Origin of the sequence: Brevibacillus sp. NSP2.1 (genome assembly GCF_000470975.2) — a bacterium.
Taxonomy (GTDB): Bacteria; Bacillota; Bacilli; order Brevibacillales; family Brevibacillaceae; genus Brevibacillus; species Brevibacillus agri.
On the sequence record NZ_CP048274.1, the window covers coordinates 4359340 to 4384401 of the forward strand.

Sequence of the window (25062 nt, forward strand, 5' to 3'; positions counted from 1 at the left end):
GGTTCATAACGATAGACGGATTCGCTTACTCAACTGTTACACTTTTTGCCAAATTGCGTGGACGATCTACGTCGTTGCCCAGCACGACAGAAGTGTAGTAGGCGATGAGCTGCAGCGGAATGACGGCGAGCACCGGGGTAAACAGCGCATCTGTCTTCGGAATCAGGCAGACGTCATCCACCGAGCGATGCAGATCGACATGATCCTCGTGCGTGATGCCGAGTACGTTGGCACCGCGCGCCTTCACTTCGGTAATATTGCTAATCATTTTCTCGTGCAAAGCGTCCTGCGTGGACAGGGCAACGACCCGCGTGCCTTCCTCGATCAGCGCCAAGGTGCCGTGCTTCAGCTCCCCTGCGGCATACGCCTCCGAATGGATATAGGAGATTTCCTTGAGCTTGAGCGAGCCTTCCATGGATACGGCATGGTCAATCCCCCGGCCGATGAAAAACAGATGGCGCTCGTCCTTGATCGCTTCAGCAAACTGGCGAAGCTGCTGGGCATGCGCGAGAATGTCCTCTACCTGTCCAGGCAATTGTTGCAAGCTCTGAATCAGCGAAGCGATCTCGGCTGGCGCAAGCGCCGCTTTTTCCTGCGCCAAGTACATTCCCCACAAATAGAAGGCGATGAGCTGGGAGGTGTACGCTTTCGTAGAAGCGACGGCGATCTCCGGTCCGGCATTGGTCGTGATGACTTCATCTGCCTCGCGGGCAATCGAGCTGCCGACTACGTTGGTAATAGCGAGCACGACAGAGCCGTTGCGCTTCGCTTCCCGCATCGCCGCCAGCGTATCTGCTGTCTCACCGGACTGGCTGACAGCAATCGTCAACGTGTTTGGCCCGAACAGCGGGCGGCGGTAACGAAACTCGGAGGCCACGTCGACCTCGACCGGGATGCGCGCAAGACTCTCGATCACATGCTTGCCGATCAGACCTGCATGGTAAGCTGTGCCGCATGCGACAATGTAAATTTTCTCGATGCTGCGAATCGTTTCGGCTGGCAGTTGCAGATCAGGGAAAACAACCTTCTGTCCGGCTTCGTCGATACGGCCTGTCATCGTGTTGCGCAATGCGCGCGGCTGCTCGTAGATTTCTTTTTCCATATAATGCGCGTAGCCGTCTTTTTCCGCTTGCTCCTTGTTCCAGTCAATCCGGACGAGATCGCGCTCTATCGGCTCGTCTGTCGCCAGGCTCATGACCTGCACCGAATCTCTGGTCAAGACGGCCAGATCGCCGTCTTCCAAAACGTACACGTCGCGCGTATGCTCCAGGATGGCGGGAATATCGGAGCCGATGAAGTTCTCGTTTTCGCCTACCCCGATAATCAGCGGACTTGCCATACGGACTGCGATCAGCTTGTCCGGCTCATACTCCGACATGACGCCAAGGGCAAACGCCCCGCGGATTTTGCCTGCCACCTTGCGCACCGCAGCGAGCAGGTCGCCGTCGTATTCGCGGGACAAAAGGTGGACGATCACCTCCGTATCGGTCTCCGAGCTAAACGCGACGCCTTGCTCGATCAGCTCCTGCTTGATTTCCAGGTAGTTTTCGATAATGCCGTTGTGCACGATGGAAAATTTTTGCGTCTGGTCCACGTGAGGGTGAGAGTTCTCATCCGATGGCCGCCCGTGCGTCGCCCAGCGCGTGTGGCCGATGCCGATGGAGCCGGAAAGCCCGGACTTTTCCGTCTTCTCCACGAGGACGTCGATTCTGCCTTTTGCCTTGCGTACGGCGATCGACTTGCCGTCGCAGACCGCGATGCCAGCCGAGTCGTAGCCTCTGTATTCCAGCTTGCGAAGTCCGTTAATCAAAATGGGTTGTGCTTGTCTGTACCCGATGTATCCCATAATTCCGCACATGTTTGTCCTTCCTCCTTCGGTCGTGCTTGTTTGTGTGTGGCGCTCGCCCGCCTGTTAGGCGAGCAAGCTCACGACTTCCTTTTCTTCCTGGATCGCAACGGATGTGCCGATGCGGTAGACGTTCGGGTTGGTGATGCCGTCGAAAGCGTTGCGCGTATCAATAATCGCGACGCCCAGGTCAGCCAGCTCCTGGTAGTGGAAGCACTTGTGGTTGGTGATGAGCACCATGCAATCGTACGTCTTGAACAACTCGTAGTCGTTTTCAATCGAGGACACGACCTGTCCCTTTTTATTCACGAAGCTTTGCGCATACGGGTCGTAGTAGTCGACCTGCGCCCCGCTCTTTTTGAACAGCTCGTAAATTTCCAGTCCGGGAGATTCGCGCAAGTCGTCGACGTCCGGCTTGTAGGCCATGCCCAAAATGAGAATGCGCGAGCTGTTGATCGCTTTCGCGTAAATATTGAGCACCTGTGCTGTCTTGTTCAGCACGTAATCTGGCATGTTGTCATTGATAGATTGGGCAATCTCGATGAACTGGCTATGGAAACGGTAGCCTTTCGCTTTCCACGACAAATACATCGGATCGAGCGGTATGCAATGCCCACCGATACCGGGTCCCGGATAAAACGGCATGAACCCGAACGGCTTGGTCGATGCGGCCTTGATTACCTCCCAAACGTTGATGCCCATTCTGTCGCACATCATCGCCATTTCGTTCATGAACGCGATGTTGACGCTGCGGAACGTATTTTCCAAAAGCTTGGACATCTCCGCCACTTTTGGCGAGGAAACCGGAACGACTGTTTTGACCAGGTTGCCATAGAGAAGTGTCCCAAGCTCGATGCAACGCTCCGTCGTGCCGCCGATGATTTTCGGCGTATTGTACGTGTTGAACTTGCGGTTGCCCGGATCGACCCGCTCAGGCGAGTAGCAGAGGAAAAAGTCGACGCCTGTGACGTAGCCGAGCTTTTCCAGCTCGCGCCCGATCAGCTCTTCGGTCGTTCCCGGATAGGTCGTGCTCTCCAGTGTGATGAGCAGTCCTTTGCGCATATATTGCTTGATTTGCTCTACCACATTCGTGATGTAGGACGTGTCCGGGTCCTGGTTCGGGCTGAGCGGTGTCGGAACGCAAATGCTGATCGCATCCAGTTCCTCGATCGCGCGATAGTCCGTCGTCGGGAAAAAGCGCCCCGTCGCCAGGCATTCCTGCAAGGTTTCGTTGGAGACGTCCTGCACGTACGACTCTCCTTTTTTCAAGCTCTCAATCTTTCCCGCGTGCAGGTCGATCCCGACGACGGTGTACCCGCTCTTCACCGTCTCTACCGCGAGCGGCAGCCCGACATACCCAAGCCCAATCACCCCGATTTTCGCTGTCTTTTGCCCAAGCAGTTGCTGGAGTTCCTCGTATCTTGTCATCCTCGTTTCTCTCCCTTTCTCTTTATGAATTTCTATGAAATCAAGCGTTTGACTCTGGCTTCCAGCTCGACTGGCGAAAATGGCTTCGTGATGTAATCGGAGGCGCCCAGGGCAAACGATTTTTGCACATCTTCCTCCAGGCGTTTGTCTGTCAGCACCATGATTTTGCTCATCGCTTCCTGGCCGAGATGCCTGATTTTCTCCATCAGTTGATAGCCGCTGACGACAGGCAGGTTCAGGTCTGTAATCACCAGGTCGTAGGCGGCTTCGCGGAATTTTTCCATACCGTCCATCCCATCGTGAGCGACGGTTACCTGGTAGCCTTTGCGCTGTAGATAGATGCGCAAAAACTCGTTGACCGTCTCATCCTGATTGACGAGCAAAATGCTTGCCGGCTCCTGCTCGCGGTTCGCCGCGTGCTGTTCGTAAACCGTGATGCTTCCCAGCTCGCTTGCGTCCTTCATCTCCTGAATCATTCGCATCAGCATTTGCGCCGAGGAACGAGAGCTTTCCGGAAAGCTGGCGATCAACAACCCGCCTGTCAAAAGCTTGCGGCCGAGCAAATAGTCTTTGACTTGCAGCGCGTAAAAATGGGTGTCTGCGAGCTTTTTTTGTTCCAGCAAAATGCCGAGTATATTTTTGCTTTTGTCATGCGCAAAATGCATGGTCATGGTGTCTGCCAGTTGCGCTTCCATATCCCTTTTGACCAATTCCAGCGACTCTGCGGAAAAGTTTTTGCAAGATGCCAGGATAACCCCGCACGCCATGCGGTTCTCTTCCATCTTGCTTAACAATTCATAGAAAGCAGGTACGAGATTACTCATCATCAAGCCTCCAAACTGGAAATATTTTTGTTGTTTTTGGACTGCCAGCTCGTCCGGGTCATCGTTCCCCACGAGTTGTTGTTGCGCAAATATTCAATATGTCCGAGGAATCTCCAGATGACGCCGATTTGCCGATAGCCAAAAAACATCAGGATTGTATAGAAAAGCATTTTGACGATGTCCCGGAAGCGCGGGTATCGCCGAAACGCGATTTCCTCCAGCAAGATCGAGCCGATCCCCAACAGTACGCCATACAGCACGTTGAGCAGACCGTAGATCAAAAGAACGTGGCTGTTCGTCATGTCCAGCATCGTATAACCGATGAGCGCGAGCAGACCCGTGATGCGGAAATACGGATTCAACGTTTCAAACAAAATGTTGAAGGGCAAAGTCAGCATCCCGAACAGCTTGTATTTCGGGCGAAAGACCATGTGCTTGCCGTATTCGATCATGTTTTTCAGGTTGCCGCGTCCCCATCTGCGGCGCTGGCTGCCGAGAATCTTCAGCGAGTCCGGCGCTTGCGTCCAGCAAACGGCATCCGGGCAAAACGCCACCCGGTACGGCAAGTTGTTTTCCAGCATGTATTTGTGCAGTTTGATAATGATGTTCATGTCCTCGCCGGGATACCCCTCGCGATAGCCGCCGACCTTGACGACGTAGTCTTTGCGGAACACGCCGAACGCACCCGAGACGATAATCAAGCCGTTGATCGCGCTCCAGCCGATCCGCCCTCCGAGAAACGCCTTCAAGTATTCGACCGATTGCATCATCGGCAAAAACTTGTCTGGCAAACGAATGTCTTTGACGACGCCGTTTTCGATCTTGCAGCCATTGGCGATCCGAATGTCGCCCCCGATCGCCACGGTTTCCTCGGGATTTTCCATGTACACCTTGGCGATGCGGATGAGTGCGTCTTTTTCCAGCAAGGAATCGGCGTCAATGGAAGCGATCAGCGGGTAGTGCGACAGGTTGATGCCCGCGTTCAGCGAATCGGCTTTTCCTCCGTTTTCTTTGTCGATCAAATACAGATTGGGGAACGCCGGATTGTGATAGATTCCCCGTACACGCGAGGTTTGCAGCAGCGGCTGGACAGGCATGTGCTGGGAGATTTTCAGCGAAAACTCCTCGATGAGCACCTGCAACGTATCGTCCTTCGATCCGTCATTGACGACGATCACTTCGTAGCGCGGGTAGTTTAAGGCGAGCAACGACCGGACGTTTTCGATGATCGTCAGCTCTTCGTTGTACGCCGGGACCAGAATCGAGATCGGCGGTACATGCTCCGAGCCAGACAATGCCTGGAACCGCGAGTAAATGGAGTTTTTCAGAATCCCCATGATGCTCTTGAACGAAAACATCATGATGATGAAGTACAAGGAATTGATCGCGATGACGTAGTACATCGCAAACATTCCGTAATAGAGCAGAAACTCTCTCATGCTGGCCTCCTTTCTTCTAGCCTTCCATCACCTGAACCGTAGAGATCGTTTTTTTGTACGACTTGCGGTACAGATGCAGCTTTTCGTTGTACGCCAGTTGCTGTTCTGTGCTGCTTTCTTGCTCCAGACGAAGCTTTTCTTTTTCCAGCTCCTCCAAAATAATTTGGTGCGCCATGTCGACTTTGTGGCCGAAGCGCTCTTCCCGCAAAATCTCGCACAGCGCCGCAAAGCCTTCTGTGTGCATCTGTGCCAGACTGCGCGCACTGTGATGGCGCACCCACCAGTTGCTGTCCCCGACCGCTTTTTTCAGCGCGGGAATGTAGGCGGCCAGTTGCAAGGCCCCGATTGCTTTGGCGATCAGTGCGCGTATTTCCCAGTCTTTGTGGTTCAGGAAATCTTTGACCGTCTGTTCGCTTAAATACCTGACGTCGCGGCACATGAGCTTCACGGCCTTGATGCGCACTTCTTTGTCCGGCGACATGACCAGCTTGGGCAAAGCCGGCTCCAGGCCAGTCTGCGCGTGCACTGAGAAGCCGATCAGTCCGATTTTGACCAGCTCCGGGTCTTTGTCGCGGATAAACTCGGTAAACAGCGAATCGGTATCCAGTTGGGAGTCGCTAATCATGTCGACGATGAGCTGGTGGACGTTTTTCTTCGCCCGGACGACGAACTCTGCCATCTGCCGCAGATCACCGTTGTCTCGGGCGCATTTGGCAATCGCCCGGGCAACGATGAACAGGCTCGGATCATTGGCGCTACTCTTTTGCAAAAGAGCGAGCAAATCCGGTGCGGCCTGCCGGGAGCGCATGACTCCCAGGTTGTAGGCGGCGTCGACTCGCGTCCATTTCCAGCCGCTTTTCAGCCGTTCGAGATCGAGGGCGACCAGCCCCATATCTTCGCACAGCCGGATCAGCTTTTCCCGGTGGACGCCAGTAAAGCGCTCCAACAGCTCAAACAGCTTTTTCTGGATCAGTTGCTTTTCTTTTTGCGTCGGGTCGCCATAAGGCACTTTCAGGCGTTCTTCCTCTTCGCTATAGGCCTGCAAGTAGACGAAGTAGTCGCGGTATTTTTCCTGGCAGCGCCGCGCCTGTTTTTCCGCCGATATATTCCGCAGCTTCAGTGCGAACAACGCAAGCAAGCCCAGTACGGTCAACCCGCATAGTGCGTACACGAAGACAATTGCCATCGCCAATGGTGTTTGCACGTTTGCCACTCTCCTATCCAACCTTTTACGGTTGCGCTTTGTCTTTGTCTGCCACAGGGGCAACTATCTCTTTGAATGCTTGCTGAATGATGGCATAGCTCTGTTTCTTCCGCTCGTGATAGCCGACCTGCTCCCAGGCTGGCCACGAATAGAGCGGAAGCTGTGTCACCGGATAAGGAGAAGGCCATTCAGTTTTGCCGACGATGCTTTTCGTCGCGCGGTCTGCGAGAACCGGCAGCAGGCGAATCCCTTTTGTCGTGTTCGTCGCAAAGTTCTTGCCTTCATCCTGGTAGCTCATCACCGTAAGCGAGCTCGGGTCGGTAAAGCCAAGCAGCATCCACGGCACTCTCAGCTCGACCACATCGCCTTTTGCCTGCCAGGCTGTGCGCGAGTCGTACTGCGGGTCTGCAGCATCCGTCGTTCCTCTTGGCAGCCTGCCAACCACGACCTCTTCCAGCGGGTAGTATTTTTTGCTGTCCGGCGGCTCCATTTCCAATCCAACCGCAAGCTTCCACGGCTTGAAAATGCCGGAGTCGTCCTGCTGCTCCTCTGCTTTCACTTCAAGCATCCCGTACCGTTTGCCGTAGAGGCGCGTGTGAAAATCGTAGTTGGCCGCAATCTGGATTTGGCTTTCCTCCGGTTTTCCCAGCTCGATCAGCGTCTCCAGCCCTTCGTCGAGCGTAAGGCCGGGCAACTGTGCCGCGTGTTTGTTGCCGCCCGGAGTCGTGTCCACGCCCAGGTAGAGCTTTTCTTTTTCCGGGTCAAACGCATGCGCAAGCTTGGCGAGCACGTACACGTAACCTTCGTCGTGCGTCATCCAGATTTCGTCGATGCCGGGGACGCGGATGTCGAGGCGCTGTTTTTCCTCCGGCTTGAGCTGATCCCAGTCGGCGCGGTTGCCGTCGATCGCGAGCACGCCTTCTTTGTTCGGGTACATCCCCAGTACGCCAAACAGCGACTCGTTCGTCAGCACGTTGATCCAGAAGGAGCGGCGGTCTTCGGGAAGCTCGAAGCGCATCGTGTTCCACGTTTTTTTAAACCATTCGTCCTGCCAGACGAACAGGATGCCGCCCGCGTAGCCCTCCTGGTGAATCTCGCGCAACAGCGCTGCGTCGATCTCTCCCTGCTGCCGCTCGGAATGCCCGCCCTGATTGCGTCCGAGATTGCCGAAGTGGGCGACTCCGATGGATGCCGGAACGCCAAACTCCGTCACCATGATCGGCATGTTTTTGTGATGCTCCTTCAAAAGCCGCAAGTACGCTTTGTACGAATCGACCTGCCCGTCGTCATTTTTCACCTGCTGCAAGGCCGGATCGTAGCGGAACAAATCCGGGTAGTACGGATACACGTGATAGGAAGCGAAGTAGCCTGCCTCCCAGTTTTTCGGCTGGATATGGGTCGGATCGACACTGACGAGATCCTCGTGATACAGCGGTTCGCCCGGATGGGAGAGCGGATCGGTAGTCACCCAGTTGGTGAACGTCATCGGGTGCTGCCAGCCGTACTTGCTCTCTTCTGCTGCAACAGTGTCGACCATTTCCGCAAGCCACGTCTCAAAGGCGGTCGCCTCTGCCGTCGCCTGGAAATGCTTGCCCTGATACGGCGGCAGCTTTTGGTGCAGGCGGTTGGTGTTTTGCACCATCACAGGGTCCCACTCGGTGCCTGTATGCCAGCCGATCAAGTACTTGCCCGCATTGGCGCGGTATGTACCGCTCGCTTTTCCTGATTTTTCAGGCAAAGTGACTTCCCCGTACACAGCGCCGACTGCGTCTTTGATCTCTGCCCGAAACTGTTCGCGAATCTCGGGCAAGTACGCGTCTTTCTTTTCGATCAAAAGTTCCTCCGGGCTCCAGATGCCTTGCATCAAGTAGAGCGGATCTCCTTCTTTATGGCGGTTGTATTCCACAAGCGCCTCGTAAAAGACAGGAGGATGAATGGTATATACGCGGATGACGTTCGCTCCCATCTCGTCGATCATGGCGAACCAGCGCAAGTAATCGTCTTTGGTAATAGGCAGCTCGCCAGGAAAATGACCCGGCAGCGACGCGCCCAGATTGACGCCTTTGGCAAAGAACGGCTGCCATTTCTCATCGCGGAACACTTCGATCTGCTCGCCTGACGTCCGAAATTTCATCTGAACGCCAGCCGTCGTCTCCATGCTCTCGACCCGGTCCGCGTCCCAAAACCACCAGATGGCGCTTGCCCCTGCCAGCATCAAGGCAGTGAGGCTCGCCCAACGCCAGCGTCTATTCTTTTTTGGTTCCAATTCCCGTCAACCTCCGATATGTTACCGCGAGCTTTCTTTTCAACGGAAACGGCCAAGGCCGTTTTGTCGACCGCAGGCGGTCACATCTCCTTTTATGCTCCTTTTATGAAAAGCGCCGAGGTGTTTTCGCACGTCGAGACGTTTCTCACAGATTCAGAAAAACGATGCCGACGCGCGGCTTCTACGTCAGCGGGCGGTTACCGGCTTTCTCTCGCCCAAACGTCACTGTCATTGTAAACATAGGGGGCAAACCGTTCCCATAGACGAAATTCACTAATGTCTGTTTTACGGTTTTGTCATGAAACTGTAATGGAGAGGCAGATTCGCCCCCATCGTCCTACATATTTTGGTGCGAAGTCCTGCAACCCGCCCCTCCACCCGGCCCATCATTTTTTGACAATTAGGTACATGTGCTTGAAGCTTTCATTTTGCGAATGCCCTGAAAAATGGTAGGTTGCTACTATTTGGAAATCGCACAAATTTGCCAATATCGTTTTTTCTTTACACAAAAAATACAGGAAATTGGATGGAAAAGCGGTTTCGGGACGGAGAATGGCCCGGATGCTGCGTGAAGCGGGACTGTGGCTCTATCACGAGTATCCGGGTTTTTTAAAAGGAAAAGCGCCTCGGTCGGACTCAAGGCGCGGGGCTCCGATTTTTTTACCATAAACAAAAAAGACAATCCCCCGCCTCCATGAGACGGCGGGATTGCCTTTTCCCCTCTTGCTCGTTGATGAAATTGTGTTCAATGAGATTACAAAGTTTTCATTCCTGGCTTCCAGTTTGCAGGGCACAGGCCGCCTGCCTGGAGAGCTTGCAGGACGCGGAGTGTTTCGTCTACGCTGCGGCCCACGTTCATGTCTGTTACGACCTGGTAGCGCAGGATGCCGTCCGGGTCGATGATGAACAGGCCGCGATGGGCTGCGCCGGTTACTTCGTCGAGGACGCCGTAAGCGCGGGCGGTTTCTTTTGTGAAGTCGCTTGCCAGCGGGAAGTTGACTTCGCCAATGCCGTTCTGGTCGCGCGGCGTTTTGATCCAGGCGCGGTGTGTGTGCACGCTGTCGGTGGACACGCCCAGCACTTCGCAATCGAGATCTTCAAATTCGTCCATGTTGTCGCTGAAGGAAGTCACTTCCGTCGGGCACACGAAGGTGAAGTCGAACGGCCAGAAGAACAGGATCAGCCATTTGCCTTTGTAGTCAGCGAGCGTCACGCGCTCGTTCAACGTCTCCATGTTTTTGGTTGTGAGCATGTTGAAGTCCGGTGCCGGTTTTCCTACTTGAAGCTGTACAGTTTGTTGTTGGGTGGTCATACGTAATCGCTCCTTTTGCGGTGTCTTGGATTTGGTCAGTGACAAAACGGGCTGCTGCCGAGGCGACAGGTTACTGTGCCGTTTCTTCCAGGGAAGCCAGTACTTTTTTGATGCGGTTCGGGTTGAAGCCCAAAATTTTCTTTTCGCCGATGACGGTCAATGGTACCGACATCACGCCGAGGCGGCTCAGCTCTTGCGCAAATTCTTCCTTTTCGTCGATGTTGCGCTCTTCAAAAGAAATGTTTTGTTCCGTCAAATACGTTTTCAGTTGCTTGCAGAAGCCGCAGTTTGTGCTGGAATAAACGATTGCTTGTACCATGTATCCATCTCTCCTTTTATGTTGGGGGAATTATTTGTATTGGGGAACCACTTTGGAACGTTTGTGAATGTACTTGTCCACGGCCATCGCCGCAATCGCACCGTCTGCCGCTGCCACGACGGCTTGCTTGACCGGGGTTTTGCGCACCTCTCCGGCTCCGAACACGCCTGGAACAGAAGACTGCATGTATTCGTCGAGGATCATGAAGCCCTCGTCATCGAGCGGAACCTGGCCGTCGAGAAAATCCGTCCCCGGCTTGCTGCCGGACAGGAAGACGAACACGCCGTCTACGGAAAGCACTTCCTCGTCGCCTGCCGCATTGCGGATGCGCAAACCTTCTACTGTATTCGTGCCGACGATCTCCAGTGGACGGGTGCGGTACAGGATGTCTGTTTTCGGCAGCTCCGGCACCTCCTCCACGCCTTGCAGATCGGCACGCGGCACCAAAAACGTAATTTTGCCCGCAAACTTGGTCAGCGCATGGGCTTCCTCCAGCGCTTCCTCCGTATCGCCAATCACGGCGACATGCTTGCCTTCATAAAACGCTCCGTCGCACGTCGCACATGTGCTGACGCCGCGTCCGAGCAGAGCTTCCTCTCCTGGCAGCATGCGGTTGCGCCCTTTTGAGCCAGTCGCCACGATGACCGCTTTTGCTTCAAACGTGCCGTGCGCGGTAAAAATGCTTTTGACTTCGTCCTCGACATCGACGGCTGAAATCGTCGTCTGGATAAACTCGGCACCGAAGCTCTCCGCCTGCCTGCGCATTTTGTCGAGCAGTTCTTTTCCCGTCAGTTCGCCTTCCACGCCAGGATAGTTGGCGATTTTATGTGTCAGGGCAAGCGCACCTGAGCCTGGCGCCTTATCGATCACCAGCGTTTTCAGATTCCCCCTGGCTGTATATATCGCAGCGGATGTACCAGCCGGGCCGCCGCCGATTATGATTACATCGTACATGAATGGCTCCCCCTTTCTTTCTCTCAATTTATAATTATTATTAACTAGGAACAGTTCTCATTTTACTAGATATCAAGTAAAAGTCAATATCTTTTTATAATAATTTTAAATAAGGAATTTTTATCGGCTGATATGCCAGTCAAACGTATAGCGGACGAAAATGTGCTACTACTCCGTATTATTTTGCGATTCCGAATACAAGCGAACGCGTTGACGAATCAAACCATTCAGGATAAAGTACGCCTATCACTGGAACGCACAAAAGCGAAAAAGCAACAAAGCCAAAAAGCGCGAAAGCATGAAAGCCCACGTCTCTTTGCTTGCTGCTCGCTCGCGTTAGCCTGATTTTGCAAGGAGTTGCCATCATGAACAAATCTATTTCATTTTCGCAAAGTATTTGGGTGCTTTTGGCGATCTTCGGCATCCTGTTTCCTGCCTTGTTCTGGGGCAAAGTAGAGCCACACATGCCGCTTTTTGCCGCCACGATTGCGGCGGCCACGCTCCTGCGGCTGTTCGGGGTGCCGTGGAAGCGGATGGAAGAAGGGCTGGTCAAAGGCATCCAGACCGCCATCGCCCCGATGCTGATCCTCTGTCTGATCGGGGTGTTGATCGGGGTCTGGATGATGAGCGGAACGGTTCCGATGATCTTGCACCTTGGCATCTCGCTGATCTCGCCGGAGTACTTTACGATCAGCGCCCTCTTTTTGACCGTGATCGTCTCGAGCGTCACCGGCAGCACGTTTACGACGATCAGCACGATCGGCGTAGCGATGATGGGCGTCTCGACCGCACTCGGGCTCGACCCGCTAATGACAGCCGGGGCGATTATTTGCGGCGCCTGCTTCGGGGATAAAATGTCCCCGCTGTCAGACACGACCAACTTTGCGGCTGCGATTGCCAACGTCTCTTTGATGAATCACATCAAATTCATGTCGCACACCGCGATTCCCGGCCTGCTGATTACGGCGATTTTCTTCGCCGTTCAGGGACAGTCCGCTGACGTAAGCCTGGAGGCGATCCAGGAAATCCAGACGGTGCTTGCGCAGCATTTTTCCCTGGGAATCACGACGCTTTTGCCTGCTGCCGTCGTGCTCGTCTGTTCTGCCTTGCGCAAGCCGATTTTGCCGACCCTCGTCTTCGGGATCTTGAGCGGAGTCGCGACTGCTGCTCTCGTGCAAGGCGTTCACTCCCCGGTCGAATGGATGAACGTCATGCAAAACGGCTTCGCCAGCGAAATCGCCAACGAAGCCGTTGCTTCTATCGTGAACAGGGGCGGGCTGTTGTCCATGACCTGGTCACTTGCCCTCATTCTCATCGCCCTGTCTCTCGGTGGTATTTTGCAGTACAGCGGTGTGTTCGAAGCCTTGTTTGCAGGCTTGATCCAGCGCATCCAAAAAGCGGCAGGCATGGTCGGACTGGCCGGCTCGTCGTCCATCCTCGTCAACCTTTTGACAGGCGAACAGTACTTGTCGATCCTGCTTCCGGGGCAAATGTTCCACGACGCCTTTGTCAAACAAGGGATCGAAGGCAGACGGCTTTCCCGTACGCTCGAAGACTGCGGGACGCTCGTCAACCCGCTCATTCCTTGGGGCGTCAGCGGGGCCTTTTTCACCTCAACGTTGCACGTGGCGACAATCGACTACTTGCCGTATGTAATCTACCTGTGGATTTCGCCGCTGTTGACTTTCCTGTTTGCTCTGCGGCAGCCAAAAGTCACAGTCGAAACTAGACACTAGCCTGTCGCATACACGGTCGTACAATTTTTCCCTCTGCGCTTGGAGCGGTACAGCGCCTCGTCTGCTGCCCGCTTCAAGCCGTCTGCCGTGTCGCTGTCGTCGGGAAAACGCGCGATGCCGACGCTGACCGCGATCGGGATGCAGCAATTGTCCTGCAATAATGGGTGCATGCGCAAAAAGTCGCGGATCGCCCGCACCTTTTCCTCCGCTTCCTTCATCGTCGCCTTCGGGCAGAGCAGCATGAACTCGTCCCCCGCATAGCGGTAGGCCGTATTTTCTCGCCCTGCCACGGCTTTCATCGCCTCGGCGATTCTTCTAATCAGCTCATCTCCCGCGTGATGTCCGAAATGGTCGTTCACCAGTTTCAAACTGTCCGAATCGAGCATAATCAACGCCACCGGGGAGCTTTCTTCTCCCAGCAGCTTTTCCAGATCGCGGTGGAACGCCCGGTAGTTGGCAAGTCCCGTCAGTTCATCCTGAAAAGACATCTGGTACATCCGCTCGTACAGACGCGCCGTCTCGATCGCGCTCGCCACCTGGAAGCCGATGATCTTCAAAAGCTCCTCGTGCTCCTTTTTGTAGGCAAACTCGCGATAGGACTGTGCCGAAATGACGCCTTTGATCTGATTCCCCAGCATCAGCGGCACAAAAATACAGGTGTTCGTGTCGATCTCCGGGCTGCCCCAGCGAATCATTTCCGGCTCGCTCGGCTCGTCCTTCATCGTCCGAATGTGGATCGTTTGCCGGGTCTCAATCACCTTGGAGATCATCGCCTGGCCGTACGGAACCGTAATCGGCCCGTAGTTGATGCCGTTGTCGATGCTGATCGGGATTCTGATCTCGCTGTCGCCCTCGTCAAAAAACGCGATGAAAAAGGCGTCGGCGCGCATCACGCGGGAGACCAGCTCAAAAGCCTTCCACAAAATCTTGTCTTCCTCAAACGTCTTCGCAAAAATATGGCTCAAGTCGTGCAAAATTTTCATGTGCTCCGACATCCACATCATTTCGGATACCTTGTCCCGCAACTCGCTGATTTTTTTCAGCAGCTCCTTGTGCCGCATCCCGTCTTCTGTTGCCAACACCTCGTCAATCTCGCGGGCTACCGCCTCGATCTCTTCCTGATCCACGGCGTCAACACGGCTGAGCCAGCCGCTGTAACGCTCCAGCAGATGTCTTGCGTACGCTTCTCTTACGGCGTTGTTTTCATGCATGTACAACCCTCCGGCTATTGGGTAGGCTTACGCTTTTTTCTCGTGATAACGATCGACAGCCGCACGAATGGCCTGCAAAACAGCTCCCTGTCCGGGGGCGAGAAAACGCTCCTGGATCGTCTGCGCAATCTCCTGCATCCCCCCTGCCACTGACTTGCCCACGAGCAGACTGACCAAAAACTCGCTCGTCTTGTCCATCACAAAGGTAAAACTGGCATCGCATATGACGCCGTCATCGGCATCAATGATGAGCACACAGCCCACCATCGTCGACACCTCGTACAGCGTCGTCCCTTTGGGGATTTGGGCAAATCCCGCTGTCAGCACTGTGTTTTTGTTTTTCCACTCAGCCATCTGCATGTCCTCCCCTTCGCCATTCGCCCCGCTCTAGCTGATGACGGGCAAACATACCTCCACTGTCGTTCCGATTCCTGGAGTGCTCATCAGCCGTAATGTTCCTCGATGGTTTTCGATGATTCTGCGGCTGACCATCAGGCCGAGGCCGGTTCCCGTCTCCTTCGTGGTGAAGAAAGCCTCTCCCAGCCGGGCAAGCTGCTCCGCCGGGATGCCTACCCCATTGTCCTCAAAGCGGATGACCACCTTGTCGCCCTCGCACCATAGCCGGATGACGATTTCCCCACTGCCTGATGTAGCCTCGATACCGTTTTTCAAAAAGTTGATGAACGCTTGCTTCAACTGGTTTTCATCGCAGTGAACCATAGGCAACGGCGATTCAAACGCGACCTGGATCGTCACTTTTTGCAAAATCGCCTCTGTTTCCAATAACGTTACCACATGGGTGATGAGATTGGTCAAGTCGTGCACCTCAAAGGCAGACGCGTGCGGCTTCGCCAGCACCAACAGCTCGCTGACGATCATCTCGATCCGCGCCAGCTCCGAGCTCATGATGGAAAAGTACTCCGGCTTGCGCATGCCGTCCTTTTGCATCAGTTGGATAAAGCCTTTCAACGAAGTCAGCGGATTGCGTATCTCATGGGCAATCCCCGCCGCCAACTGTCCCACCAGCGCCAGTTTTTCCGAGTTTTGCAAAAATTCATGCACCCTTTTGCGCTCTGTCATATCGCGTATCAATATGTAATGGCGTAGCTTGTCCTGAATGACCACAGATGTGCCGCAAACCTCCACATCCGTTCGCGTGCCGTCCAGGCGAATCAGCTCCACCTCAATCGGCGAGGTCGTCTCTCCCCGCTCCAGCCGCTTTTGCAGCTCGTGAATCAAAGGCATGTCGCGCGGGTGGAAAAAGGAAGTGAACGGATAGGGCAAAAGCTCCTCGTATCCTCGTGCTCCCATGAGCCTGATTCCGGATTGGTTGACGTACTTCAGCTCTCCTTTTTCGTAGATAAAGGCCGCCTCCAGCGAGAGATCCAGCACCTTGCACGATTGGGCCTCCCTGCTGTCGGCCACGGCTTGCGACAGCTTTTGCACCATCGCGTAATAGCCAATCGTGGCACCTTCTGCCAAAAATGCGCCATACGTAATATGGACAGGTACCGGCGGACCAGCCTTGTGAGCGAAAACCGTGCAAAATGGCATCGGCTCCCCGTTTACTGCGCATTGCGTCTGACGGCGCACTGTCTCTTGCTCCTCCGCGATGGCAAGCTTCCAAAACGGGTAGCCCTCCCACTCTTCTGCTGCGTAGCCTGTCAGCGCTTCGCAGGCGGGATTGCCTCTGCAAACGCTTCCTGATTGATCCAGCCAAAAAGCCGCTTGCACCATTTGCTCGAAGAAGGAGCGATAGAGAAGACTGCTCCTGCACTCATTATCCAACAGGTCTTTCATTGTGCCCCTCCCCTCCTGGGACGAGAAAACGGCTACTCCGCCTAGCGGAAATAGCCTTAACCGTTCTCAAATGCTATTCATACCCAATTTTACCCTATTCTTTTTGCCGTTTCCATCCCCTGGGTTTGTGAAATGTATATAAATCTTCTTTTATAGGATAGAGGGGAGCATTCTTACCCGTGCTCAATCGCGGCCCTGACCTTATTGCCTGCACGCGCCAGCCGCTCTGCCGCCTCCTTTGCCGCCAAGCCTGTCTTTTGCATGACGATCGCCACTCGCACATCGCCTGCCGCTTCCCCGAGCAATCGGTCCGCTTCCTCGTACGACGCTCCCGTCACTTGCATGACAATATGCTTCGCGCGCTCCCGCAACTTCTGGTTCGTCGCCTGCACGTTCACCATCAAATTCCCGTACACTTTGCCAAGCTGCACCATGCTCGCAGTCGTCAGCATGTTCAGCACCATCTTCGTCGCGCTGCCTGCCTTGAGCCGGGTAGAGCCGGTGACGACCTCCGGACCGACTTCGATGTTGATCGCGATGTCGGCGCTTTTGCTGCTGTCCGGGTCTGGATTGCAGGAAAGCGCTATCGTTGCAGCCTGCCGCGCCCTCGCCTCTTCCAGCGCTCCCAGCACATAAGGCGTCCGCCCGCTGGCCGCGATCCCCACGACGACATCGCCCTGCCCGACTCCCGCCTCGCGCGCATCCTGCCGCCCCAGCTCGTGCGAGTCTTCGGCCCCTTCGATGGCTTCTGTCATCGCTTGCACTCCGCCGGCAATGATTCCGCGCACGACGGAAGCATCCGTGCCAAAAGTCGGCGGGCATTCGGCGGCGTCCAGCACCCCAAGCCGCCCGCTCGTACCGGCTCCGAAGTAAAACAGCCGTCCGCCGCCCGACAGCGCCTGCACGATCTGCTCGACAGCTTCGGCGACTTGCGGCAGCACCCGCTTGATGGCGACCGCTACCTTGTGATCTTCCTCGTTCATCAGCGTGACGATTTCCAGCGCCGTCATCTGATCCAGCCGCTCGCTGGCCGGATTGCGCATTTCCGTCTGAAGCTGGTGCAGGTTTTCGTCCATGCTGGGCTTCACCTCTTTTCCAAGGCTGTACCGCTTTTTCGCAACTTCTCTGCCGCTTTTTCGTCCAGGCGGTGGCCTGTGCCCGTGATCGCCGCTGCCAGAGAACCGATCACAGGCGGCACGTCCGGGATGACCGTCGAAAACGAAGCTTTATCCATCACTCGCTGTCTGACCAGCGTGTCGGTGGCAAGCAGCCCTCCCGCGAGCACGACAGGCAGTGCTTCCTGCGTCTTTTCCAGGCATGCCTGCGCCAACTCGAGCAGATCGTCCGCCGCTTCTGCAATCAGTCTGCACGCGAGGCTGTCTTGCTGCCGTGCCGCCTGCTCCACCAGCTCGCTCGCCCCGGCCAGGCGCATGCGCGGATTGCTGGCCCCGTAGATCACGCCGATCAGCTCTTCCGGGCTTGCCACCTGGTAATGGGCAAGAAACAGCCCGGTCAAGGCAGTCGGCTCGCCGCGACCGTCATATGCGCGCAAAACAGCCATGGCCGCCTTTTTTCCGAGATCGTAGCCGCTGCCTTCATCGCCAAGCAAATAGCCCCAACCGCCTACGCGGTGCCTCGCCCCTCCGCTTGTCAGCGCACACGCAATCGAGCCTGTACCGGAGATGAGCACAATCCCCGGCTGCCCCCACGTCCCGGAGTAGAGCGCAGGAACCGCATCGTTGTCCACGTGCAGCCGCTCCTGCCACACCTCTGCAAACGAAGCGTGCAGCTTTTCCCGAATCGCCGGGCGATCAGCGCCGCCCAGACCGATGAACAGCCCCGCCACCTCTTCCGCTCTCGCTCCCGCCTGCTCGCACGCAGTCGCAACGAGCTGTTGCAGCGTCGCCTCCACCTGTGCCCACGGCCGCGACAGCGGATTGGATGACTCCCCTGCCACGATCGCCCACACTTGCCCTTGCTCGTCGCAGATGGCGGCTTTTGTCTTCGTCCCCCCTCCATCTATCCCGATAAACCATTTTTTCCCGTCATTTAACTGCACCTGCGGTCAACCCCTCCATGAACTGTCTGGACGCCAGCAAAAACACGACGATCATTGGCAGCGCAGACAACGTCAGCCCGGCAAAAAGCAGGCTCCAATCTGTTTCGTACTCCCCGAACAACACCATCATCCCCACCGGAATCGTCTTCAGCGCGTCTTCCTGAATGAAGATCAGCGGGAAAAAGAAGTCGTTCCAGGCGTGAATGAAGTTGATGATGACAACCGTCGCGAGCGCGGGCCGGATCAGCGGCAAGAGCACGCGCCAAAACACCTGAAAGTGGCTGCAGCCATCAATCCGCGCCGCCTCCTCCAGCTCTACAGGAAGCGTGCGGAAAAACCCCGTCAAAATAAACACCGAGATCGGAATCCCGCTCGCCGTGTAGATCAGGATCAGCGACCAGAGCGAATTGAGCAGCCCGAAATTTTTCATCAACAAAAACAAAGGCACAATCCCCAGCTTGATCGGAATCATCAGCCCGATGATGAAAAAGAAGTACAGCACCCCTGTCCAGCGATACGAAAAGCGCGACAAGTAAAAGGCAGCCATCGCGGAAAAGACCGTAATCATCAGCACCGACATCCCGCTGACCAATACGCTGTTCAGCAAAAAGTCGGCAAACGGCACCGCTTCCCACAGCTTCCGGTACGTCGCAAAGCCAAACGACTGCGGCAGCGACAACGGACTGGCGAAAATCTCCCTGTTCGTTTTAAACGAGGAAAGAATCATTAACACGATCGGATAGAGCGACACCAATGCAAACATATACGCGGCCACATACGAAACCGCCCTGCCCGCTACGCTCGTTTTCACCTGCATCCCCCCTTCCCGTTCCGGTTCAGCCCCAGCCTGCTCGCGGGTCCGCTCCATCGCTCAATGCTGGACTTCGCGCTTGCGCATCAAGTACAGCGAGACAGCCGACACGGACGCGACGATGAAAAACAGCACGACAGCCAATGCGGAGCCGAGTCCGACAGCCAAGTCTCCCGCGCCGCCCGCACTGGAAAACGCCATGCGATAAAAGTAGACCGCGAGCGTATCCGTCGAGCGAAACGGCTCGCCCATCGAGCCTTGCATCGCGTACACCAGCTCAAACGCTTCGAACGCCTGGATAAAGGTGAAGATCGTCATGATCGTAATCGCCGGCATGCACAGCGGCAGGATGATTTTCCACAACAACCGCAGGCCCCGCGCCCCGTCCAGCCTGGCTGCCTCGATCAGCTCTTCCGGAATCGCCTGTAATCCGGCCAAAAAGATCAGCATGGCAAAGCCGATGCCAAACCAGCAGTTAATCAAAATAATCGCAATCAGCGCCGTATCCGGATCGCCCAGCCACGGTCTGGCCCACTCCTGCAGTCCTACCTCGGCCAACAGCGTGTTCAGCGCTCCGTAATTCGGATTGAGGATTAATTTCCATAAAAAACCAATCACAATCACAGACAGCAGCCGCGGCATGAAGTAAGCGATTTTCAAAAAGGCCGAGCCGCGAATTTTGCGGTAGATGAGAAAGGCGAGGCCGAACGCAATCCCGTTTTGCACGATCATTTCGATGACAAAGTAGGAGACGTTGTGCCCGAAGGCGTTCCAGAACATCTCGTTGAACGGCTCCACCGTAAACAGCGTGACAAAATTTTTCAGCCCGACAAACACTCCCCGCTTGATGCCCTGCCAGTCGTACAAGCTGTACAAAAAAGCGCTAAGAATCGGGTACAGGACAAACAGCGTGTACACAATCAAGGCGGGCAAGGGAAACAGGTGGATCAGCCAGCGCGCCCGCCCCTTCGGTCGAATCGTATGCCTGTTCCTCGTGCCGATGATCTCCACCCCCTTTTGGCTTTCGCGGACGGGAGGGCTACGGTTCATCCGCTCCCGCCAACGATCATCACTGCCTACCTTTTAAACGGAGGGAACCAGGTGGCGGCGGACTTCTGTACTTCCCCCGCGACCTGTTCGGGCGTGAGCTTGCCCAAGTACATGCCTTGCAGGGCGTTTTCCAGCGTTTGCTTCGTTGTCGGCTGTCCTTCGGCGAAGTGCACGACCATCAGGTAAGGCGTCGAGCTTGTTTGCGACAGCTCCGCCATTTTGTTTACGAGCGGATCGTCTGTCGACACTCCCGGCACTGCGCTGATACGCTTGAACTGGTTGGCGAACAGCTCGCCGAACTTTTTGGTCGCCATAAACTCCATGAATTTCAACGCTTCCTGCTTATGCTTCGACTTGGCGTTGACGGCATACGAACCATCCACCCATGTCGTCAGGACAGACTGCCCGTTGTTGGTCGGCATCGGGAAAAAATCTAGCTGCAAATCGGGGTTCAGCTTTTTCAGCCCTTCCAGCTCAAAGCTGCCGTTGATGAACATCGCCGCCTTTTCCGTCGCGAACAAGGTGCGCATGTCGTTCAATTCGAGCCCCACATAATTTTCCGGGAAATAAGGAATCAGTTCCTGCATGCGTGTAACCGATTGGAGAAACTCGGAACTTTGCAGATTGCTTTCGCCTTTGAGCAGCTTGTCGAGATAGTCGCCGCCGCTGTAGCTCGCCGGAGCGATCACGCCGTGGCTCAACGAAAGCAGCCAGCCTTCCTTTGCGCCAAACGAAATCGGCGTGATGCCTTTTTCCTTCAACGCCTTGGCTGTCGCTATCAATTCGTCCCAGCTCTTTGGCTCTGTCAGGCCGTTTTGCTCGAAAATTTTCTTGTTGTAGTAAAACTGCGTGGAATTTAAGGAGAGCGGAACGCCGTAGACTTTGCCGTCTTTGCCTGTCGCCGCTGCGAGGACGTCTTTGGGGAAGGAGGAGATGCCTGGCACATTGTCCAGCGACTCCAGATAGCCTGCTTCCGCCAGGGAAATACCCGGGGCATACGGACGCAGTTGCAGGATGTCCGGTCCGCTGTCGCTTTGCAGCGCGGTGTTGAGGATGGTGTTGTACTCGGTTGCCTTGAACGGCTTGAACTCGATCTTGATGTTCGGGTTCTCGGCCTCAAACGCTTTGATAATCGCCTTGTAGCCCTCTGTGTCCTCGACCCGCCAACTGTGCATGGACAGCGTCACCTGCTGTCCGCCGCCCTCATTGCCACCAGGCTGGGTGCCCGGCGCGGTTTGCTCCCCTCCACCTGAACTGCAGCCGACCAGTGCCATGGCTGCTACCAAAAAGACAGACGCCGCCCTTCGAAAACGGAAATGCTTCATCCAGAACCCTCCCCCTTTTTCTTCGAAGCGATCATACACGTGCTCTCGCTTTATCAGTCAGACCGTTTGCAGCGCGGTCGTGACAGCGTTGTGCAGGATGGGCCGCAATTGCCGAAGCTGATGATTGCGCCCGAGGTGAACGGCATTGGTGAGAAAAATGACGGCAAGCTCCCGGACCGGGTCGATCCAGATGCTGGTCCCGGTGAACCCCGTATGTCCGTAGCTCGCGGGATGAAAATGATCGCCGCAACTGAGCGTAGTTCCTGCCTGGTTCAGCTCCCAGCCGAAACCGCGGCTTTCGCCCGCTTGCCCGGCGTGGTTGCGCACCGCCAGCTCGCGCCAATGCTCCGCAAGCAAGGGCGGTTCATTGTACAGCCAGCTTTGCGCGTACAGGCACAAGTCGTCCGCAGTCGCAAACAGCCCGGCGTGCCCCGCGACTCCGCCCATGGCAAACGCTTTTTCGTCATGGACTTCCCCACAGATGTACGCGCTTGTGAGCGAGCAATATTCAGTTTTTGCAATATTCGGAAAACACCTCCCGTCAGGACAGTAGCAAGTGTGCGCCATCCCCAATGGGGCAAAAACCCGCTGTGCGACAAACGCATCCAGCGGCTGTCCTGCCACTCGCTCGATGAGCAGGCCGAGCCAGATCATGCCCAGATCGCTGTAGACGACTCGCTCGCCCGGCTTTTGCAGCAACTGCTGCCGATACAACAGCTCAGGCAGCACGATCTCGCTATCCCGCCTGCGCGTCTCTAAATCTGCTGGCAGTCCGGACGTGTGCGCGAGCAACTGCCCGATCGTGATCGCGGCTTTATCGGGCGGACAATCCGGAAAAAATGCGCCGATCCGGTCATCGGGGGCGAGCAGCCCCTCCTGCATCAAGAGCAGGAGCGCGGGCAATGTCGCTGTCACCTTTGTCAGCGAGGCCAAGTCAAACAAAGTGTCTTTCGTGATCGGCTGGCCGTCGGCGATACTCGTAGCTCCCGCATCGAGCGAGTAGCAGACACGCCCCTCGCGGACGACGCGCAGGGCAGCTCCCGGCAGCAGTCGCTCGCCGATCCAGCCTTGCAACAGTTTTTCGAGCGCCTCCATATTTCCCCCTCCGCCTTTTCGTCAATTGGATGAGCGTTTTGTCCGGCTGACAGCCAGCCGCGTTTTTTCCAGCAACGGAATCACATCATCCTGCTTTCTGCTGACCATCGTGATGAACAAAATATCAATCACATTGAGCTGCGCAATCCGGGAAGCCATCGCCCCGCTGCGGATGCTTTTTTCCACGGAGCTGGTAAACAGCCGGATATGAGCCAAATCCGCGACAGGCGAAGGCCCGAATTTGGTCAGCGAAATGACCGTGGCGCCCTGCTGTCTCGCCTCTGTCAGCGACTGGATGATATCCTCGGTTTGCCCCGAATAGGAAATGCCGATGACGACGTCTTTTTCCGACAGGTTGACAGCCGAGGTCAGTTGCGCGTGAAAATCGGAGTAAGCCTCGCACCACAGGTTGATGCGGGAAAACTTTTGCCTGATGTCGTCGGCAATGACCGCGGAGGCTCCTACTCCGTACACATCTATTTTTCTCGCTGTGGACAGCGCATCGACGGCTCTGTTCACTTCTTCGCTGGACAGGACCGAGAGTGTGTCCTGAATCGACTGAATGTTGTTCCAGCTCACCGCCTGCATGATCGACTCGGTCGTGCCCTCCATCATGATTTCCTGATAGCTCGTGGGCGCCGTCTGTTTGTTCAAGTCGCCCGCAATCCGCAGCTTCAGCTCCTGATAGCCCTTCATATTCAGCGAACGAGCCAGGCGAATAATCGTCGCCTCCGATACTCCGCTCAGCTCGGACAGCTTTTGCACCGACAGCTTCACCACATCTTCCGGGTGAGCCAGTATATACTCGGCCACCTTGCGTTCGGATGGCTTCAATTCGTCCAAAATCGCCTGCAGGCTGACAAGTCCTCCGTTTAACATATGCGCCACCGCTCTCTTCCTTCGTATCTTATCACCATTTTATGTAGTATTATTTCTTGAGTCAATTGTTATCTAATAAACAATATTACAGAATCCGGCGAATCAGCACTGCTTTGCTTCTCTTTTTCGAGACAAATTTCCCTCTTGACTCTGCCGCCGCGTGAAGCTTTACGCTTGCAACCGAACAGAAATCCAAGGAGGATGGTTGCATGAACACGTTACTGATTAAAGGGTGCCATATCTTGACGATGGTGGAAAAAGAACGGCCGTGGGTCGGGGACATTTTGATTGCGGACGGGCGGATTGCGAAGCTCGCACCCGTGATTGAAGCGTCTGCCAGCACCGTGCTTCCGGCCAAAGACATGGTCGCCATGCCTGGCCTTGTCAACGCCCACAATCATGCGAGCATGTCGCTGTTGCGAGCTTTTTCCGACGACCTGAAGCTGATGGATTGGCTGGACAAAAAGATGCTGCCAGCGGAAGCGCGGATGACGCCAGAGGACGTTTACTGGGGAACGATGCTCGGGATTGCGGAAATGATCGCCTCTGGCACGACGGCTTTTGCCGACATGTACGTGCACATGGACGCTGTAGCCGAAGCCGTGCGGGACAGCGGAATCAGAGCTTCCCTGACGCGCGGCCTGATCTTTTTGCAGGATGACGGCGGACGGCGCATGACCGAAGCGCTCGATCTGATCGACAAATGGTCCGGTGCGGCAGACGGCAGAATCACCACCATGCTCGGGCCGCACGCGCCTTATACGTGCCCGCCGCAGCCGCTGAAAGAGGTCGTCGATCTCGCCAGAAGCCGCCGGATTCCGCTGCACATCCACCTGGCCGAAACCCGCGAGGAAGTGGAAAAAATCCGCGAGAAATACGACCAGACGCCGACCGAGTATTTGCAGGAGCTGGGGACTTTTCACGAAAATCACGTCCTGCTCGCCCACGCTGTCCACTTGAGCCTAGAGGACATCGGCCGTTTGCGCGGCATGCGAGGCGGCGTCGCGCACAACCCTGTGAGCAATCTGAAGCTCGGCTGCGGAATCGCTCCTGTCGCGGAGCTGCTCGCCCAAGGCGTCACGGTCGGCCTGGGCACCGACGGAGCAGGCAGCGCCACGACGCTCGACATGTTTGCGGAAATCAAGGCGGCGTCCTGGATGCAAAAGCTGCACTATGGCGATCCGACCGTGCTGCCAGCCGAGCAAGTTTTGCGCATGGCGACGATCGAGAGCGCCAGACTGCTCGGGATCGACCACGAGGTGGGCACACTTGCGACAGGCAAACGCGCCGATCTCATCCTGCTCGATCTGAAAAAGCCGCACCTCGCCCCGCTGCACGACCTGCATTCGCTCGTCGCCTACAGCGCGACCGGCGCGGATGTCGATACCACGATCGTCAACGGCGAAGTTTTGATGCGCGACCGCAAGCTGCAAACCATCTCCTGGGAGGACGTGTATCGCCAAGCCACAGAGCGGGCAAAGCGGCTCGTCGCAGGGCTGTAGTC

At 55.7% G+C, this 25062-nt stretch carries 21 protein-coding genes; 2 read left to right on the forward strand and 19 right to left on the reverse strand.

The genetic code is table 11. From position 1 onward, the window contains the following. Positions 1-25 precede the first annotated feature (25 nt). The 9 genes from glmS to M655_RS21170 form a co-directional block, all read right to left on the reverse strand. Positions 26-1858, reverse strand: coding sequence for a glutamine--fructose-6-phosphate transaminase (isomerizing) (gene glmS / locus M655_RS21130; RefSeq protein WP_026557913.1), 1833 nt, complete (start codon positions 1856-1858; stop codon positions 26-28). Between the two features lie 54 nt (positions 1859-1912). Next, complete coding sequence (locus M655_RS21135; protein ID WP_005831430.1) at positions 1913-3274, reverse strand: nucleotide sugar dehydrogenase; 1362 nt, start codon at positions 3272-3274, stop codon at positions 1913-1915. 32 nt (positions 3275-3306) lie between these two features. Next, positions 3307-4098, reverse strand: a complete 792-nt coding sequence (locus M655_RS21140) for a response regulator transcription factor (protein ID WP_007782738.1) — start codon at positions 4096-4098, stop codon at positions 3307-3309. 2 nt (positions 4099-4100) lie between these two features. Continuing rightward, positions 4101-5537 carry a glycosyltransferase family 2 protein gene (locus M655_RS21145; RefSeq protein WP_026557914.1) on the reverse strand — a complete coding sequence of 479 codons (1437 nt, stop codon included), beginning with the start codon at positions 5535-5537 and terminating at the stop codon, positions 4101-4103. A 16-nt stretch (positions 5538-5553) separates the two neighbouring features. Continuing rightward, the gene (locus M655_RS21150; protein WP_005831439.1) at positions 5554-6741 is read right to left on the reverse strand and encodes a HEAT repeat domain-containing protein; all 1188 of its coding nucleotides are present in this window, start codon (positions 6739-6741) and stop codon (positions 5554-5556) included. Positions 6742-6766: 25 nt separating this feature from the next. Then, positions 6767-9007, reverse strand: coding sequence for a hypothetical protein (locus tag M655_RS21155; protein WP_026557915.1), 2241 nt, complete (start codon positions 9005-9007; stop codon positions 6767-6769). Positions 9008-9761: 754 nt separating this feature from the next. Further along, the gene (locus tag M655_RS21160) at positions 9762-10319 is read right to left on the reverse strand and encodes a peroxiredoxin (protein WP_005831441.1); all 558 of its coding nucleotides are present in this window, start codon (positions 10317-10319) and stop codon (positions 9762-9764) included. A 70-nt stretch (positions 10320-10389) separates the two neighbouring features. Next, on the reverse strand, positions 10390-10638 hold the full coding sequence (locus M655_RS21165; protein ID WP_005831442.1) for a glutaredoxin family protein: 249 nt from the start codon (positions 10636-10638) through the stop codon (positions 10390-10392). A 30-nt stretch (positions 10639-10668) separates the two neighbouring features. Beyond that, entirely contained in the window at positions 10669-11592 is a 924-nt protein-coding gene (locus tag M655_RS21170; RefSeq protein ID WP_007782751.1) for an NAD(P)/FAD-dependent oxidoreductase, read from the reverse strand. A gap of 365 nt (positions 11593-11957) precedes the next feature. Between M655_RS21170 and nhaC the strand changes: the two genes are divergently transcribed. Further along, on the forward strand, positions 11958-13328 hold the full coding sequence (gene nhaC / locus M655_RS21175) for a Na+/H+ antiporter NhaC (RefSeq protein ID WP_005831446.1): 1371 nt from the start codon (positions 11958-11960) through the stop codon (positions 13326-13328). Here nhaC and M655_RS21180 read toward each other — a convergent pair. The 10 genes from M655_RS21180 to M655_RS21225 form a co-directional block, all read right to left on the reverse strand. After that, the gene (locus tag M655_RS21180) at positions 13325-14539 is read right to left on the reverse strand and encodes a sensor domain-containing diguanylate cyclase (RefSeq protein WP_005831448.1); all 1215 of its coding nucleotides are present in this window, start codon (positions 14537-14539) and stop codon (positions 13325-13327) included. The genes nhaC and M655_RS21180 overlap by 4 nt on opposite strands. 27 nt (positions 14540-14566) lie before the next feature. Beyond that, entirely contained in the window at positions 14567-14893 is a 327-nt protein-coding gene (locus M655_RS21185; protein ID WP_005831450.1) for a DUF3870 domain-containing protein, read from the reverse strand. A 33-nt stretch (positions 14894-14926) separates the two neighbouring features. Continuing rightward, positions 14927-16339, reverse strand: coding sequence for a PAS domain-containing sensor histidine kinase (locus M655_RS21190; protein ID WP_007782763.1), 1413 nt, complete (start codon positions 16337-16339; stop codon positions 14927-14929). A 173-nt stretch (positions 16340-16512) separates the two neighbouring features. Further along, positions 16513-17415 carry an N-acetylmuramic acid 6-phosphate etherase gene (gene murQ / locus M655_RS21195; protein WP_026557916.1) on the reverse strand — a complete coding sequence of 301 codons (903 nt, stop codon included), beginning with the start codon at positions 17413-17415 and terminating at the stop codon, positions 16513-16515. 8 nt (positions 17416-17423) lie between these two features. Further along, complete coding sequence (locus M655_RS21200; protein WP_026557917.1) at positions 17424-18398, reverse strand: N-acetylglucosamine kinase; 975 nt, start codon at positions 18396-18398, stop codon at positions 17424-17426. Continuing rightward, entirely contained in the window at positions 18385-19209 is an 825-nt protein-coding gene (locus tag M655_RS21205; RefSeq protein ID WP_026557918.1) for a carbohydrate ABC transporter permease, read from the reverse strand. The genes M655_RS21200 and M655_RS21205 overlap by 14 nt, the downstream gene beginning before the upstream one ends. Positions 19210-19269: 60 nt before the next feature. Then, positions 19270-20259 carry a carbohydrate ABC transporter permease gene (locus M655_RS21210; protein ID WP_025846786.1) on the reverse strand — a complete coding sequence of 330 codons (990 nt, stop codon included), beginning with the start codon at positions 20257-20259 and terminating at the stop codon, positions 19270-19272. A 26-nt stretch (positions 20260-20285) separates the two neighbouring features. After that, complete coding sequence (locus M655_RS21215) at positions 20286-21584, reverse strand: ABC transporter substrate-binding protein (RefSeq protein ID WP_026557919.1); 1299 nt, start codon at positions 21582-21584, stop codon at positions 20286-20288. Positions 21585-21641: 57 nt separating this feature from the next. Beyond that, the gene (locus M655_RS21220; RefSeq protein WP_026557920.1) at positions 21642-22679 is read right to left on the reverse strand and encodes a serine hydrolase domain-containing protein; all 1038 of its coding nucleotides are present in this window, start codon (positions 22677-22679) and stop codon (positions 21642-21644) included. Between the two features lie 21 nt (positions 22680-22700). Then, on the reverse strand, positions 22701-23558 hold the full coding sequence (locus M655_RS21225; protein ID WP_035423134.1) for a MurR/RpiR family transcriptional regulator: 858 nt from the start codon (positions 23556-23558) through the stop codon (positions 22701-22703). Positions 23559-23767: 209 nt separating this feature from the next. On the opposite strand from M655_RS21225, the gene M655_RS21230 reads away from it, so the two are divergent. Further along, positions 23768-25060, forward strand: a complete 1293-nt coding sequence (locus M655_RS21230) for an amidohydrolase (RefSeq protein ID WP_007782791.1) — start codon at positions 23768-23770, stop codon at positions 25058-25060. The last annotated feature ends 2 nt before the right edge of the window (positions 25061-25062 follow it).

Coding starts and splice junctions, on each gene's coding strand:
- glmS (WP_026557913.1), bottom strand. CDS start 1,858: ATGTGCGGAATTATGGGATACATCGGGTACAGACAAGCACAACCCATT.
- M655_RS21145 (WP_026557914.1), bottom strand. CDS start 5,537: ATGAGAGAGTTTCTGCTCTATTACGGAATGTTTGCGATGTACTACGTC.
- M655_RS21215 (WP_026557919.1), bottom strand. CDS start 21,584: ATGAAGCATTTCCGTTTTCGAAGGGCGGCGTCTGTCTTTTTGGTAGCA.
- M655_RS21140 (WP_007782738.1), bottom strand. CDS start 4,098: ATGAGTAATCTCGTACCTGCTTTCTATGAATTGTTAAGCAAGATGGAA.
- M655_RS21160 (WP_005831441.1), bottom strand. CDS start 10,319: ATGACCACCCAACAACAAACTGTACAGCTTCAAGTAGGAAAACCGGCA.
- M655_RS21185 (WP_005831450.1), bottom strand. CDS start 14,893: ATGGCTGAGTGGAAAAACAAAAACACAGTGCTGACAGCGGGATTTGCC.
- M655_RS21165 (WP_005831442.1), bottom strand. CDS start 10,638: ATGGTACAAGCAATCGTTTATTCCAGCACAAACTGCGGCTTCTGCAAG.
- M655_RS21135 (WP_005831430.1), bottom strand. CDS start 3,274: ATGACAAGATACGAGGAACTCCAGCAACTGCTTGGGCAAAAGACAGCG.
- M655_RS21170 (WP_007782751.1), bottom strand. CDS start 11,592: ATGTACGATGTAATCATAATCGGCGGCGGCCCGGCTGGTACATCCGCT.
- M655_RS21225 (WP_035423134.1), bottom strand. CDS start 23,558: ATGTTAAACGGAGGACTTGTCAGCCTGCAGGCGATTTTGGACGAATTG.
- M655_RS21180 (WP_005831448.1), bottom strand. CDS start 14,539: ATGCATGAAAACAACGCCGTAAGAGAAGCGTACGCAAGACATCTGCTG.
- M655_RS21220 (WP_026557920.1), bottom strand. CDS start 22,679: ATGGAGGCGCTCGAAAAACTGTTGCAAGGCTGGATCGGCGAGCGACTG.
- M655_RS21230 (WP_007782791.1), top strand. CDS start 23,768: ATGAACACGTTACTGATTAAAGGGTGCCATATCTTGACGATGGTGGAA.
- M655_RS21210 (WP_025846786.1), bottom strand. CDS start 20,259: ATGAACCGTAGCCCTCCCGTCCGCGAAAGCCAAAAGGGGGTGGAGATC.
- nhaC (WP_005831446.1), top strand. CDS start 11,958: ATGAACAAATCTATTTCATTTTCGCAAAGTATTTGGGTGCTTTTGGCG.
- M655_RS21190 (WP_007782763.1), bottom strand. CDS start 16,339: ATGAAAGACCTGTTGGATAATGAGTGCAGGAGCAGTCTTCTCTATCGC.
- murQ (WP_026557916.1), bottom strand. CDS start 17,415: ATGGACGAAAACCTGCACCAGCTTCAGACGGAAATGCGCAATCCGGCC.